Annotated in this window: 6 protein-coding genes, 2 rRNA genes and 1 pseudogene; 8 read left to right on the top strand and 1 reads right to left on the bottom strand. The window is 61.4% G+C overall.

Going from position 1 to position 16,037, the window contains the following annotated elements; translation table 11 throughout:
- Positions 1–33 precede the first annotated feature (33 nt).
- The 8 genes and pseudogenes from PSH87_RS23945 (at position 34) to PSH87_RS23910 (ending at position 14,936) form a co-directional block, all read left to right on the top strand.
- A 23S ribosomal RNA gene (locus PSH87_RS23945) occupies positions 34–2,925 on the top strand.
- Positions 2,926–3,081: 156 nt separating this feature from the next.
- Positions 3,082–3,197 (top strand): 5S ribosomal RNA (rrf, locus tag PSH87_RS23940).
- Between the two features lie 134 nt (positions 3,198–3,331).
- Positions 3,332–6,785, top strand: a pseudogene (recC, locus tag PSH87_RS23935) (exodeoxyribonuclease V subunit gamma).
- A complete protein-coding gene (gene recB, locus PSH87_RS23930) occupies positions 6,782–10,456 on the top strand; it encodes an exodeoxyribonuclease V subunit beta (RefSeq protein WP_305431381.1) in 3,675 nt (1,224 codons plus the stop codon). The pseudogene recC and the gene recB overlap by 4 nt, the downstream one beginning before the upstream one ends.
- The gene (recD, locus tag PSH87_RS23925) at positions 10,453–12,525 is read left to right on the top strand and encodes an exodeoxyribonuclease V subunit alpha (RefSeq protein ID WP_305431380.1); all 2,073 of its coding nucleotides are present in this window, start codon (positions 10,453–10,455) and stop codon (positions 12,523–12,525) included. The genes recB and recD overlap by 4 nt, the downstream gene beginning before the upstream one ends.
- A gap of 89 nt (positions 12,526–12,614) precedes the next feature.
- Complete coding sequence (locus tag PSH87_RS23920; RefSeq protein WP_026137000.1) at positions 12,615–13,181, top strand: YfiR family protein; 567 nt, start codon at positions 12,615–12,617, stop codon at positions 13,179–13,181.
- A complete protein-coding gene (locus tag PSH87_RS23915) occupies positions 13,178–14,440 on the top strand; it encodes a diguanylate cyclase domain-containing protein (protein WP_305431379.1) in 1,263 nt (420 codons plus the stop codon). The genes PSH87_RS23920 and PSH87_RS23915 overlap by 4 nt, the downstream gene beginning before the upstream one ends.
- A gap of 4 nt (positions 14,441–14,444) precedes the next feature.
- Positions 14,445–14,936 (top strand): OmpA family protein, encoded by a 492-nt coding sequence (locus PSH87_RS23910; RefSeq protein ID WP_305431378.1) that lies wholly within the window; start codon positions 14,445–14,447, stop codon positions 14,934–14,936.
- Positions 14,937–15,001: 65 nt separating this feature from the next.
- Here the strand turns inward: PSH87_RS23910 and PSH87_RS23905 are convergent, their stop codons facing one another.
- Positions 15,002–15,958 carry a LysR family transcriptional regulator gene (locus PSH87_RS23905; protein WP_305431376.1) on the bottom strand — a complete coding sequence of 319 codons (957 nt, stop codon included), beginning with the start codon at positions 15,956–15,958 and terminating at the stop codon, positions 15,002–15,004.
- Positions 15,959–16,037: the final 79 nt, after the last annotated feature.

Genomic DNA, 16,037 nt, shown 5'->3' with positions numbered 1-16,037 from the left:
TTCACAGTATAACCAGATTGCTTGGGGTTATATGGTCAAGTGAAGAAGCGCATACGGTGGATGCCTTGGCAGTCAGAGGCGATGAAAGACGTGGTAGCCTGCGAAAAGCTTCGGGGAGTCGGCAAACAGACTTTGATCCGGAGATGTCTGAATGGGGGAACCCAGCCATCATAAGATGGTTATCTTACGCTGAATACATAGGCGTAAGAGGCGAACCAGGGGAACTGAAACATCTAAGTACCCTGAGGAAAAGAAATCAACCGAGATTCCCTTAGTAGTGGCGAGCGAACGGGGACTAGCCCTTAAGTGGCTTTGAGATTAGCGGAACGTTCTGGAAAGTACGGCCATAGTGGGTGATAGCCCTGTACGCGAAAATCTCTTAGTCATGAAATCGAGTAGGACGGAGCACGAGAAACTTTGTCTGAATATGGGGGGACCATCCTCCAAGGCTAAATACTACTGACTGACCGATAGTGAACTAGTACCGTGAGGGAAAGGCGAAAAGAACCCCGGAGAGGGGAGTGAAATAGATCCTGAAACCGTATGCGTACAAGCAGTGGGAGCCCACTTTGTTGGGTGACTGCGTACCTTTTGTATAATGGGTCAGCGACTTATTTTCAGTGGCGAGCTTAACCGAATAGGGGAGGCGTAGCGAAAGCGAGTCTTAATAGGGCGTCTAGTCGCTGGGAATAGACCCGAAACCGGGCGATCTATCCATGGGCAGGTTGAAGGTTGGGTAACACTAACTGGAGGACCGAACCGACTACCGTTGAAAAGTTAGCGGATGACCTGTGGATCGGAGTGAAAGGCTAATCAAGCTCGGAGATAGCTGGTTCTCCTCGAAAGCTATTTAGGTAGCGCCTCATGTATCACTGTAGGGGGTAGAGCACTGTTTCGGCTAGGGGGTCATCCCGACTTACCAAACCGATGCAAACTCCGAATACCTACAAGTGCCGAGCATGGGAGACACACGGCGGGTGCTAACGTCCGTCGTGAAAAGGGAAACAACCCAGACCGTCAGCTAAGGTCCCAAAGTTATGGTTAAGTGGGAAACGATGTGGGAAGGCTTAGACAGCTAGGAGGTTGGCTTAGAAGCAGCCACCCTTTAAAGAAAGCGTAATAGCTCACTAGTCGAGTCGGCCTGCGCGGAAGATGTAACGGGGCTCAAACCATACACCGAAGCTACGGGTATCACGTAAGTGATGCGGTAGAGGAGCGTTCTGTAAGCCTGTGAAGGTGAGTTGAGAAGCTTGCTGGAGGTATCAGAAGTGCGAATGCTGACATGAGTAACGACAATGGGTGTGAAAAACACCCACGCCGAAAGACCAAGGTTTCCTGCGCAACGTTAATCGACGCAGGGTTAGTCGGTCCCTAAGGCGAGGCTGAAAAGCGTAGTCGATGGAAAACAGGTTAATATTCCTGTACTTCTGGTTATTGCGATGGAGGGACGGAGAAGGCTAGGCCAGCTTGGCGTTGGTTGTCCAAGTTTAAGGTGGTAGGCTGGAATCTTAGGTAAATCCGGGATTCTAAGGCCGAGAGCTGATGACGAGTTAACTTTTAGTTAACGAAGTGGTTGATGCCATGCTTCCAAGAAAAGCTTCTAAGCTTCAGGTAACCAGGAACCGTACCCCAAACCGACACAGGTGGTTGGGTAGAGAATACCAAGGCGCTTGAGAGAACTCGGGTGAAGGAACTAGGCAAAATGGCACCGTAACTTCGGGAGAAGGTGCGCCGGTGAGGGTGAAGGACTTGCTCCGTAAGCTCATGCCGGTCGAAGATACCAGGCCGCTGCGACTGTTTATTAAAAACACAGCACTCTGCAAACACGAAAGTGGACGTATAGGGTGTGACGCCTGCCCGGTGCCGGAAGGTTAATTGATGGGGTTAGCTAACGCGAAGCTCTTGATCGAAGCCCCGGTAAACGGCGGCCGTAACTATAACGGTCCTAAGGTAGCGAAATTCCTTGTCGGGTAAGTTCCGACCTGCACGAATGGCGTAACGATGGCGGCGCTGTCTCCACCCGAGACTCAGTGAAATTGAAATCGCTGTGAAGATGCAGTGTATCCGCGGCTAGACGGAAAGACCCCGTGAACCTTTACTATAGCTTTGCACTGGACTTTGAATTTGCTTGTGTAGGATAGGTGGGAGGCTTTGAAGCGTGGACGCCAGTCTGCGTGGAGCCAACCTTGAAATACCACCCTGGCAACTTTGAGGTTCTAACTCAGGTCCGTTATCCGGATCGAGGACAGTGTATGGTGGGTAGTTTGACTGGGGCGGTCTCCTCCTAAAGAGTAACGGAGGAGTACGAAGGTGCGCTCAGACCGGTCGGAAATCGGTCGTAGAGTATAAAGGCAAAAGCGCGCTTGACTGCGAGACAGACACGTCGAGCAGGTACGAAAGTAGGTCTTAGTGATCCGGTGGTTCTGTATGGAAGGGCCATCGCTCAACGGATAAAAGGTACTCCGGGGATAACAGGCTGATACCGCCCAAGAGTTCATATCGACGGCGGTGTTTGGCACCTCGATGTCGGCTCATCACATCCTGGGGCTGAAGCCGGTCCCAAGGGTATGGCTGTTCGCCATTTAAAGTGGTACGCGAGCTGGGTTTAGAACGTCGTGAGACAGTTCGGTCCCTATCTGCCGTGGACGTTTGAGATTTGAGAGGGGCTGCTCCTAGTACGAGAGGACCGGAGTGGACGAACCTCTGGTGTTCCGGTTGTCACGCCAGTGGCATTGCCGGGTAGCTATGTTCGGAATAGATAACCGCTGAAAGCATCTAAGCGGGAAACTAGCCTCAAGATGAGATCTCACTGGAACCTTGAGTTCCCTGAAGGGCCGTCGAAGACTACGACGTTGATAGGTTGGGTGTGTAAGCGCTGTGAGGCGTTGAGCTAACCAATACTAATTGCCCGTGAGGCTTGACCATATAACACCCAAGCAATTTGACTACTCGAAAGAGCATCAGATTGCGGTGTGTGAAGACGATAGAACCGAAAGTTCGATTCTCACAAAACACCGAAAGCTGTCACATACCCAATTTGCTGAAGCGAGGCCACTTGGTCACGACTCAGTACCCGAATTTCTTGACGACCATAGAGCATTGGAACCACCTGATCCCATCCCGAACTCAGCAGTGAAACGATGCATCGCCGATGGTAGTGTGGGGTTTCCCCATGTGAGAGTAGGTCATCGTCAAGATTAAATTCCGAAACCCCATTTGCGAAAGCAGATGGGGTTTTGTTTTGGGCGCGGGAAAAGTACGCGAAGGGCCATTACGGTGACCTTCGATGCTAAAGTCCATGCCTCGATTTTGTTTTCCCAAGGAAGCCGTTATGCCGGATGCGACGTCCCTCAGCGCTGGATTCATGGTGGTTCATGGCAACCGCCTGGACGAACTGCGCAGCCTGGTCGTCAGTTGGATGCGCCGCTATCCCCTGGCCCCCCTGGAAAATGAAATCGCCTTGGTACAAAGCAACGGCATCGCCCAATGGCTCAAACTAGCCCTGGCCGAAGACCCGGAAGATGACGACATGGGCGGCTGTGGCATCGCCGCCGCAATCGATGTGCAACTGCCCGGCAGCTTCATGTGGCAGCTCTACCGCATGGTCCTTGGCCGTGACGAAATCCCGCTCAAGTCCCTGCTCGACAAAGCCCCGCTGACCTGGCGCCTGATGCGCCTGCTCCCGGAGCTCATCGATCAACCTCACTTCGAGCCGCTGCAACGCTTCCTCACCCACGACACCGACCTGCGCAAGCGCTACCAACTCGCCGAACGCCTCGCTGACCTGTTCGACCAATACCAGGTCTACCGCGCCGATTGGCTGGAAGACTGGGCCGCAGGCAGCCACCAATTGCGTAACGGTCGAGGCGAGTCAAAACCCCTGGACCCCGGCCAACTGCTGGCAAGCCGAGTTATGGCGCGCGCTGTTGCTGGATGTGGGTGAAGCAGGCATGGCCGAAAGCCGCGCCGGCGTGCATCAGCGCTTCATCGAACGGATCAATACCCTGGAAAAAGCGCCACCGGGCCTACCTTCCCGAGTGATCGTCTTCGGCATTTCATCGTTGCCCGCCCAAGCGCTGGAAGCCCTCGCCGGGCTGGCTCGTTTTAGCCAAGTCCTGCTCTGCGTACACAACCCTTGCCGTCACCACTGGTCCGACATCGTCGCCGACAAAGACCTGCTGCGTAACGAATACAAACGCCAGGCGCGCAAGACCGGCATGCCGGTCACCATCGACCCACAAACCCTGCACCAGCACGCCCACCCGCTGCTGGCCGCCTGGGGCAAACAAGGCCGTGACTACATCAGCCTGCTGGACAGCTACGACGATCCCAACAGCTACCGCGCCGCGTTCCGCGATGGTCGCATCGACCTGTTCAGCGACAGCGAACCCACCACGCTGCTCAACCAGCTCCAGGACGACATCCTCGAACTGCGTCCGCTCAATGAAACCCGCGAGCTCTGGCCAGCTGTCGATCTACAGCGCGATGCGTCCATCCGTTTCCACATCGCCCACAGCGCCCAACGCGAAGTAGAGATCCTCCACGACCAGTTGCTCCAACGCTTCAGCGCCGACCCCACGCTGCGCCCCCGCGACATCATCGTCATGGTCCCCGACGTCGACAGCTACGCACCGCACATCCGCGCCGTGTTCGGTCAGCTTGAGCGCAACGACCCGCGCTTCATCCCCTTCACCCTCACCGACCAAGGCCAACGCGGCCGCGACCCCTTGCTGATCGCCGTCGAACACTTGCTTAAGCTCCCCGACAGCCGCTTCCCGGTCAGTGAAATCCTCGACCTGCTCGACGTCCCCGCCCTGCGCGAACGGTTCGCCATAAAAGAGCGCGACCTACCCACGTTGCACCGCTGGATCGAAGGCGCCGGTATTCGCTGGGGACTTAACGCGGAACAACGCGCGGGGCTTGGACTGCCACAAGAGCTGGAACAAAACAGCTGGCGATTCGGCCTGCGCAGGATGTTGCTCGGTTACGCCGTAGGCACCGGCGCAGCCTGCGACGGCATCGAACCCTATGACGAAATCGGCGGCCTCGACGCTGCGCTGATCGGCCCGTTGGTTGCGTTGCTCGATGCACTGCATGACGCCCACCAGACCCTGTCCCAGCCGGCCGCTCCGCAAGCGTGGGGCGAGCGCCTGCAACGCCTGATGCAACTGTTCTTCCTGCCCAGCAGTGAACACGACGACTACCTGCTCGGCCAACTCGAACAACTGCGCGAAACCTGGCTGGAAACCTGCGAGTCCGTCGGCCTGCAAGACGAGTTACCGCTCACCGTCGTCCGTGAAGCCTGGCTCGCCGGCCTGGACCAAGGCCGCCTGTCCCAGCGCTTCCTCGCCGGAGCTGTCAATTTTTGCACCCTGATGCCCATGCGCGCGATCCCGTTCAAGCTCGTCTGCCTGCTCGGCATGAACGACGGCGACTACCCACGCGCCCAGCCACCGCTGGACTTCGACCTGATGGGCAGCGACTACCGCCCCGGCGACCGTTCACGCCGTGAAGACGACCGCTACCTGCTGCTCGAAGCCTTGCTCTCAGCCCGCGATCAGCTCTATATCAGCTGGGTTGGCCGCAGCATCCGCGACAACAGCGAGCGCCCGGCCTCGGTCCTGATCGGCCAATTACGCGATCATCTCGCCAGCGGCTGGCACCACGCCCAAAGCGAGGAGCCGCTCCTCGAAGCGATGACCCAAGAGCATCCACTGCAACCCTTCAGTGCCCGCTACTTCCACGAAGGCGACCCGCTGTTCAGTTACGCCCGCGAATGGCAGTTGCTGCACGAAGCATCCGATGCCGAACCCACAGCAGACGAGCTGCCAGAGCACCAACAAGAAGAGCCCCTGAGCCTTGGCCAGCTCCAAGATTTCCTACGCAACCCGGTCAAACACTTCTTCAGCCAGCGCCTGAAAGTGTTCTTTGAAGCGGCCGAAGTGCCCCTGGCCGATGAAGAACCCTTCGTCCTCGACGCGCTGCAACGCTACGGCCTCAGCGACAGCCTGTTGAACGCGGCGCTGGCCCAACCCGAACATCTCGACCAGGCCCTCAACGCCCAGGCCTTGCGCCTGCAAGGCAGCGGCCTGCTGCCGATGGTCGGTTTCGGCGAATGCCTGCGCAACGAATTGATCGAACCCTTGCCGGACCTGCTGCAACGCTACCAACAGTTGCTGGCCCTTTGGCCGACGCCACACACCGGTGCCGAACCGATCAGTTTTGAGCATCAAGGTATTCAGCTGGAAGGCTGGATCAGCGGCCTGCACCGGCGCAGTGATGGCGGTTTGCTTAGCGTGACCACCATCCCCAACAGCATCGGTTCGATCAAGACACGTAAATGGCATCGCCTGATCCGGCCTTGGGTCAATCATGTGGTCGCGTGTGCCTGCGGGCTTTCGTTGAGCACCGGCTTGGTGGCCAGCGATGACACCTTGCTACTGCCGCCTCTGGAAACAAGCACCGCTCAGGAAATCCTCGGTAATCTGCTGCTGGCTTGGCACTCAGGTATGAAAAAGCCACTCCCCGTGGCAGTCAAAACCGCGTTCGCTTGGTTGAGCCAGATCGATCCCGACAAGGCCAACGCCGCCGCCAGCAAAGCCTACGAAGGCGACGGCGTAAACACCGACGGCGAGCGCCGCGAAACTCCCGCGCTCACCCGCCAATTCCCCGACTACGCCACGCTCGTCGCCAGCGAAGAGTTCGACGGCTGGTGCGAAACCCTGTATCGCCCGCTGATCAACGCCCCGTGGCGCTCACTCACCAGCGAGGAGGCCCGCGCATGAGCAGCAAACCCTTGGCCCTGGCCTTCCCGCTAAAAGGCAGCCAGCTGATTGAAGCCAGCGCCGGCACGGGCAAAACCTTCACCATCTCGGCGCTCTACTTGCGCCTGGTACTGGGTAACGGTGGCGATGAATCCGGTTTTGGCCGCGAACTGCTACCGCCACAAATCCTCGTGGTGACGTTTACCGACGCCGCGACCAAGGAACTGCGTGAGCGCATTCGCATCCGGCTGGCCGAAGCGGCGCGTTTCTTCCGCAGTGAAATCGACAAACTTGACCCACTGATCACCGAACTGCGCGACCAATACGCAGCGGAGCAATGGCCCGCCTGCGCCAACCGCCTGGACATCGCCGCGCAGTGGATGGACGAGGCGGCCGTCTCGACCATCCACAGTTGGTGCCAGCGCATGCTGCGCGAACACGCCTTCGATAGCGGCAGCCTGTTCACCCAGACCCTGGAAACCGACCACAGCGACCTGCTTGGCGAAGTCCTGCGCGATTACTGGCGGCTGTTCTGCTACCCGATGCACGACGACGCGCTCACCTGGGTGCGCAACAACTGGGGTGGCCCCGCCGCGTTGATGCCACGGGTGCGCGCCCTGTTCGGCAGCGAACGCCCCAGCGGGGAAACCCGCGACCCTGCCGAACTGATCAACACCTGCCTGCAAGAGCGCCGCGAAGCGCTGAGGGAGCTCAAGGCACCCTGGCAGCAATGGGCCGTCGAGTTACGCGACATCTGCCTACAAGCCGTGGCCGCCAAAACCGTCGACGGCCGTAAGATGCAGGCGCGTTACTTCGAGCCCTGGTTCGAAAAGATCAGCGCCTGGGCCGCTGACGAAACCCTTGAACAACTCGACATCGGCACCGGCTTTACCCGCCTGACCCCCGATGGCATGGCCGAAGCCTGGAAGGGCGACCCGCCGCATCACCCCGGTATCGATGCCATGGCCGGCCTCAAGGCCGCGCTAGACGCACTGCCCACTCCCGACGCCGCCGTGCTGCAACACGCCGCCGGCTGGGTCGGCAAACGCTTCGAAGAAGAAAAGCGTCGCCGCGCTGAAATGGGCTTCGACGACATGCTCACCCGCCTCAACACCGCCCTCCAGGCCGACGGCGGCGAGCGCTTGGCGAGTGTGATCCGTGAGCAGTTCCCCGTCGCGCTGATCGACGAATTCCAAGACACGGACCCGGTGCAATACAGCATCTTCGACCGCATCTACCGCATCGAAGAAAACCACCCCGACAGTGGCCTGTTCCTGATCGGCGACCCCAAGCAGGCGATCTATGCCTTCCGTGGCGCCGACATCTACACCTACCTGCGCGCACGCGCGGCTACCACCGGGCGCCATCACACCCTGGGCACCAACTTCCGCTCCAGCCATGCGATGGTCGAGGCGGTCAACCATGTGTTCCAACGTGCCGAAACCGGGCGTGGCGCGTTCCTGTTCCGCAAGCCGGACGGTGACAACCCGGTGCCGTTCCAGCCGGTATTGTCCCAGGGCCGCAAAGAGCAATTGCAAGTCGATGGCCAAACGCTGCCGGCGATGAACCTGTGGCACCTGCCCACCGACCAGCCGATTTCCAATCTGGTGTACCGCCAACAACTGGCCGCCGCCTGTGCCACGCAGATTGTTGATTTGCTCAACGGCGGGCAGCAGGGCACTGCGGGTTTCCTGCAAGCGGATGACAGTTTCATCGGCGTGCTGCCGTCAGACATTGCCATCCTCGTACGCGACGGCAAGGAAGCCCAAGCCGTACGCGCCGAACTGGCCGCCCGTGGCGTGCGCAGCGTGTACCTGTCGGACAAGGATTCGGTGTTCGCCGCCCAGGAAGCCCACGACCTGCTGGCCTGGCTCAAGGCCTGCGCCGAGCCGGACGTCGAACGCCCACTGCGCGCCGCCTTGGCCTGCGTGACCCTGAACCTGTCACTGCCGGAACTGGAGCGTCTGAACCAGGACGAACTGGCGTGGGAAACCCGCGTGATGCAGTTCCGTGGCTACCGCGCGATCTGGCGCAACCAAGGCGTGCTGCCGATGCTGCGCCGCCTGCTCCATGACTTCAAACTGCCGCAAACCCTGATCGCCCGCAGCGATGGCGAGCGTGTGTTGACCAACCTGCTGCACCTCAGCGAGTTGCTGCAACAGGCCGCCTCGGAGCTGGAAGGCGAGCAAGCGCTGATCCGTCACCTGGCCGAACACCTGGCACTGTCAGGGCAGGCCGGTGAAGAACAGATCCTGCGCCTGGAAAGTGATGAGCAACTGGTCAAGGTCGTAACGATCCACAAGTCCAAGGGCCTGGAATACGACCTGGTCTTCCTGCCCTTCATCTGCTCGGCCAAACCGGTGGATGGCAGCCGCTTGCCGCTGCACTACCACGATGAAATCGGCAAACCCCAAGTCAGCCTGCGCCCCACCGCCGAGCTGATCGCCCAGGCCGACGACGAGCGTTTGGCCGAAGACCTGCGCCTGTTCTATGTCGCCCTGACCCGCGCCAAGCACGCCTGCTGGCTGGGCATTGCCGACCTCAAGCGCGGCAATAGCAGCAGTTCCGTGCTGCACTTGTCTGCACTGGGCTACCTGCTCGGCGCCGGCGCTTCGTTGGGCGAGTCCGCCGCCCAGGCGCGCTGGCTACTGGACTTGCAGGACGGCTGCCCCGCCATGCATTACAGCCACGTGCCCGGGGCGCAAGACATCCTCTTCCACCCGCCGCGCAACGAAGCCACGCTGCTCGCGCCGCTGCTGCCCAAGCGCAAGGCTGCGGAGAACTGGTGGATCGCCTCCTACAGCGCCTTGCGCATTGGCGACAGCATGAGCGTGGCCACGCCGGAAGCGCCGGAAAGCCCACAAGCGCAAAAGCTGTTCGATGACGAGCGTCTCGATCCCGACGCACCGCGCGAAGTGGCGGCGTCCGGCGGTGATATTCACCGTTTCCCACGCGGCCCGAATCCGGGGACCTTCCTCCATGGCCTGTTGGAGTGGGCCGGCGAAGACGGCTTCAACGTCACGGCTGAAGCCATCGAAAAAGCTGTCGGCGCGCGCTGCAACCGCCGTAACTGGGAAGGCTGGATCACCACCCTCAGCGGTTGGCTCGGCCAGTTGCTGCAAACGCCGCTGCCGGTGGATAACGGCCAGGTCACCCTCAGCAGCTTGCAGCAGTACCAGATCGAGATGGAGTTCTGGTTCGCCAGCCACAAGGTCGACGTGCTCGCCCTCGATAAACTGGTGTGCCAGCACACCCACAACGGCGTGTCGCGGGTTGCCGCCGAACCGGTGTTGCTCAACGGTATGTTCAAGGGCTTTATCGACCTGACGTTTGAACACGACGGCCGCTATTACGTGGCGGACTACAAATCCAACTGGCTTGGCCCCGACGATTCTGCTTACACACTGGAAGCCATGGAACAGTCGATCCTCGATCATCGGTACGACCTGCAATACGTCCTTTACCTGCTGGCCCTGCACCGCCAACTGAAGGCGCGCCTGCCGGACTATGACTACGACCGCCACGTCGGCGGCGCGCTGTACGTGTTCCTGCGCGGCGTGCAATCCGCCAGCCGGGGCGCGTACTTCACACGCCCGCCCCGTGAACTGATCGAAAGCCTGGACCTGCTGTTCCAGGGCAAGCCCATCCCGCCCAAGGTTGAGCCCGCCTGGGAACAAGGAGTCCTGTTATGAGCCTGTCGCCCCCGCCGCTTGAGGCGTTGGAACCCCTCAGCCATGCCGCCGACCTCGTGCAACTGCTGGAGCGCTGGGTCGACCGTGGCTGGCTGCGCGCCCTGGACAAGGCTTTCGTCGGCTTCCTCCACGAACTCGACCCCCAGGCCGACCCCGTGGTGCTGCTGGCCGCCGCCTTGACCAGTCACCAACTGGGTCACGGTCACGTGTGCCTAGACCTGGTCGAAACCCTCAAGGCGCCGGACTTCGCCCTGTCCTTGCCGCCCGAAGGCGACCTGCAAACCGGCGCGATGTTGCTGCCGTCGCAACTGCTCAACGGCCTCGACGGCGCCCGCTGGTGCGCGGCCCTGGCCGCCAGTCGCCTGGTTGCGCTGGGCGGCGATGACAGCGAGTCGGCCCACAGCCGTTCGCTGGTGTTGTCCGGCACGCGCCTGTACCTGCGCCGCTACTGGACCTACGAGCGGCGCATCGACAGCGCCTTGCGCCGCCGCCTCGCTACCGAGGAAAGCGTCGCCGCCGACTTGCCCCAGCGCCTCAACGGCCTGTTCGACCAGCCGCCGCCCGATGGCGTGATCGACTGGCAAAAACTTGCCTGCGCCCTGGCCACACGCAGCGCATTCAGCATCGTCACCGGCGGCCCCGGCACCGGCAAGACCACCACCGTGGTGCGCTTGCTCGCACTGTTGCAGGCCCCAGCGGTGGAAGCCGGCAGCCCGTTGCGCATCCGCCTCGCCGCACCCACCGGCAAAGCCGCCGCACGCCTCACCGAGTCCATCAGCCAGCAAGTGCAGTCGCTGACGGTGCCCGACACTGTGCGCGAAAAAATCCCGACCCAGGTCACCACCGTTCACCGCCTGCTGGGCAGCCGTCCGGGCACGCGCCACTTCCGCCATCACCTGGGCAACCCCTTGCCCCTGGATGTGCTGGTGGTGGATGAAGCCTCGATGATCGACCTGGAAATGATGGCCAACCTGCTGGACGCCTTGCCGCCGCACGCGCGCCTGGTGCTGCTGGGCGACAAGGACCAACTCGCCTCGGTCGAGGCCGGCGCCGTACTCGGCGACCTGTGCCGCGACGCCGAAGCCGGCTGGTACAGCGCCGAGACCCGGCAATGGCTGCAAGCGGTCAGCGGCGAAGACCTCAGCACCAGTGGCTTGCAAGAAGACCTCGATGGCAGCCACCCGCTGGCCCAGCAAGTGGTGATGCTGCGCTACTCGCGGCGGTTTGGCGAAGGCAGCGGCATCGGCCAACTGGCGCGTCTGGTCAACCAGCAAAACGCCGAGCAAGCCCGGCAACTGTTGAACGCCGGCAGTCACAAAGACCTGGCCTGCGTCCGGCTCAAGGGTGAACACGACCACGCCCTGGAGCGCCTGGTGCTGGACGGGCAGGGCAGCGACGGTGCCCAGGGTTATCGCTACTACCTCGACCTGCTGCGCAGCGCGCGTCCGGCCCTCGACACCCCGCGCGAAGACGCGGCCTGGACCCACTGGGCGCAACAACTGCTGCAAGCCTTCGACGCGTTCCAACTGCTCTGCGCGGTGCGCAAAGGCCCGTGGGGCGTGGAAGGGCTGAACCTGCGCATCACTGCCGCCTTGCGCAAAGTGCGGCTGATCGACGGCGATGAGCAATGGTACGAAGGCCGCCCGGTGCTGATGACCCGCAACGACTACGGCCTGGGCTTGATGAACGGCGATATCGGCATCGCCCTCAAATTGCCGGAAAGCGACGGCGGGCCCCACGTGCTGCGGGTAGCTTTCCCACGTAACGATGGCCAGGGCGGTGTGCGCTTTGTACTGCCTAGCCGTCTGAATGATGTGGAAACCGTGTACGCCATGACCGTGCACAAATCCCAGGGCTCGGAATTCACCCACACCGCGTTGATCCTGCCGGACGCGCTGAACCCCGTGCTGACCAAAGAACTGATCTACACCGGCATCACCCGGGCCAAGCAATGGTTCAGCCTGATCGAGCCCCGTGGCGGGGTGTTTGAAGAGGCCGTGGCGCGCAAGGTCAAGCGCTTGAGCGGGCTGATGCTGGAGTTGGAGCATGACGCGGAAAAATCTGACTGATAGGTCATTTTTGGCGCCATATCGCGGGGGTTTCCGTCGCTGTGCTATCGTTGCGGCATCATCTTGAAAAGACCTGAGAGAATCGCTGCATGAAGGTGGCTGGCTCGTCCACAGAGCGTAGTTTGAGCTGGAGACGCATGTTACTGGTGGCGGTTCTTGGCCTGCTCGCGCCCCGCGTTTTTGCCCAGGCGCCGAGCCCGGCAGATCACCGTGCCCAGGCGGTGACCCAGGTGGTCCTCGGCATCCTCAGTTATGCCCGTTGGCCGGTGGAACCGGCGCAATTGCGCCTGTGCATCGTCGGGCCGACCCAGTACACCGACGACCTGATCAAAGGCACCACCCAGGCCACCGGTCGGCCGGTGCTGGTGCAGCGGTTGCTGGCGGACCACCCGGATATCGTCAATGCCTGCAACGCCGTGTATATCGGCAAGCTCAGCGGCGATGAGCGCAGCAAACTGTTTGCCTCGCTGATCGGTCACCCGGTGCTCAGCATCAGTGAAGGCGGCGACCAATGCACGGTGGGCAGCCTGTTCTGCCTGCGCGTGGGGGATGAGCAAGTGTCGTTCGAGGTCAATCTCGACTCCGTGGCGCGCAGCGGCGTGCGCATTCATCCGAGCGTGCTGCAACTGTCGCGCCGCCGAGCGCCTGAGCCATGAGCGCGCTGAACGTGCGCCCGACCCTGCGCTCGGTGATCGGGCGTGGGCACATGATCCTGGCGCTGGTGGCGGTGAGCCTGGCCAGCGTGTCCCTGACCCTGCTCGGCGTGCTGGCGCTGCGGGTCTACGCCGAGCACAACCTGCACCTGATCGCGCGCTCGATCAACTACACCGTGGAAGCGGCGGTGGTGTTCAACGACAGCGCCGCCGCCACCGAAGCCCTGAGCCTGATCGCCTCCACCGAAGAAGTGGCCCGGGCCGAAGTCTTCGACGCCAACGGCAAGCTGCTGGCGCAGTGGGTACGCCCGGACACCGGCATGCTCTCGCGGGTTGAACTGGAACTGGCGCATACCCTGCTCGAACAGCCCATCAGCCAGCCGATCCTCCATCAAGGGCGCACCGTGGGCAGCATCCACCTGACCGGTCACGGCGCCAGCCTGCTGCGCTTTTTGCTCAGCGGCCTGGCCGGCATCCTGATTTGTACCGCCCTCAGCGCCTGGGTCGCCCTGCACCTGGCGCAGCGCCTGCTGCGCGGCATCACCGGCCCGCTGCAAAGCCTCGCCGCCGTGGCCCACGCCGCACGCAGCGAGCGTGATTTCGACCGGCGCGTGCCACCGGCGCGAATCGCCGAACTCGACAGCCTGGGCAGCGACTTCAATGCCTTGCTCGGCGAGATGGAAGCCTGGCAAAGCCACCTGCAAAGCGAAAACGAAACCCTCGCGCACCAGGCCAACCACGACAGCCTCACCGGCCTGCCCAACCGTGCCTTTTTCGAAGGCCGCCTGATCCGTGCCCTGCGCAGCGCCGCCAAACTCAACGAGCGGGTCGCCGTGTTGTTCCTCGACAGCGACCGCTTCAAGGACATCAACGACAACTTCGGCCACGCTGCCGGCGATGCCGTCCTGGTCGCCGTGGCCGAGCGCGTGCGTGCGCAATTGCGCGAAGATGACTTGGTCGCGCGTTTGGGGGGCGATGAGTTCGCCATCCTGCTGGCGCCCCTGCACAAGCTGGAAGATGCCCAGCGCATCGCCGACAAAATCATCGCCAGCATGGACCAGCCGATCCCGGTGCCGGGCAACACCCAGGTGTTGACTTCACTCAGTATCGGCATCGCCATCTACCCCGATCATGGCGCCACCCCTGGCACCTTGCTCAACGCCGCCGACGCAGCGATGTACCAGGCCAAGCGCCTGTCGCTCGGCGGCCAGCAAACGGCGGAGCCGGAGAGCCCCGTCGTCAATGTTCAACACAGGAGTTGACCCCTTGTTCTCGACCGCACGTTTCATGTTTATCACCCTGCTGGTGGCACTGCTCGCCCTCGGCGGCTGCCAGACGGCCCCACCCAAAGGCCTGACCCCGGCGCAAGTCGCCGTGCTCAAGCAACAGGGTTTTGAACTCACCGACGAAGGCTGGGCGTTTGGCTTGTCCGGCAAAGTGCTGTTTGGCAGTGACGTCGAAGCGCTCAACCAACCCAGCACCGATATCGTCGAACGCATCGGCAAGGCCTTGCTGGGTGTCGGCATCGAACGCGTGCGCGTGGACGGCCACACCGATGCCTCGGGTAAAGAAGCCTACAACCAGCAACTGTCCCTGCGCCGCGCCAAGAGCGTGGCCAAAGTGTTGACAGGCGTAGGAATGAAGGAAGAAAACATCCTGCTGCGTGGCCTGGGCAGCAGCGAACCGGTGGCGCCGAACACCACGGTGGCAGGGCGTACGGAGAATCGGCGGGTGTCGATTGTAGTGATCGCGGACTGAGTCAGTCCCCCCTTTCAATTTGAAACCCAATCAACTGTGGGAGCAGGCAAGCCAGCTCCCACACTTTACTTGGGGTGAGCTTTAAATCGCATCTCCCGCGTCTGCCCCATCAACAACCCCTGGTTCTGCTCCGTCACCTCGCGGATGTAATCCCACAACAACGTAATCCGCTTCAACTTGCGCAAATCCTCCCGGCAATACATCCAGAACTGCCGCGTAATCGTTATCTCCTCCCCCAGCACCGGCAACAGCCGTGGGTCCTGCGCCGCCAAAAAGCACGGCAATATCGCCATCGACCGGCCTTGCTGCGCCGCCACGTACTGCGCAATCACGCTGGTGCTGCGCAAACTGGCGCTGGCGCCGGGCACCACATTCGCCAGGTACAGCAGCTCCGAGCTGAAGGCCAGATCATCCACATAACTGATAAACGGATGCTCGGCCAAATCCGCGGGCTTGCGGATCGGCGGGTGTTGGTCGAGGTAGTCCTGGGTCGCGTACAGCTGCAGTTTGTAGTCGCACAGTTTGCAGCACACGTAGGGCCCGTGTTCCGGGCGTTCCAGGGCGATGACGATGTCGGCTTCGCGCTTGGACAGGCTGATGAAGTGGGGCAGGGGCAGGATGTCCACCGAGATCGCCGGGTAGGTGTCGACAAAATGGCTCAACTGCGGGGTGACGAAGAAACTGCCGAAGCCTTCGGTGCAGCCCATGCGTACATGGCCGGACAGCGCCACACCGGAGCCGGAGACTTGCTCGCAGGCCATATGCAAGGTGCTTTCGATGGACTCCGCGTAACCCAGCAAACGCTGGCCCTCGGGGGTGAGGACGAAACCGCTGGTGCGGGATTTTTCGAACAACAGCGTGCCGAGGGAGACCTCCAGCGAACTGATGCGCCGCGACACCGTGGTGTAGTCCACCGCCAGGCGCTTGGCGGCGACGCTGGCCTTGCGGGTGCGGGCCACTTCGAGGAAAAACTTCAGGTCATCCCAGTTCAGGGAGCCCAGTGACGTGATGTTTTTTTGCATATTGGACCGGCTTTTATGTGCGTTCTTATTAGAAGTTTGCACATCTATACTCCAAAAACAGTCCGAACGCCTCATTCTT

Source organism: Pseudomonas sp. FP453, assembly GCF_030687495.1.
GTDB lineage: Bacteria > Pseudomonadota > Gammaproteobacteria > Pseudomonadales > Pseudomonadaceae > Aquipseudomonas.
The sequence above is the reverse complement of the archived record's forward strand: the minus strand, read 5'-3'. Positions and strand labels throughout refer to the sequence as shown.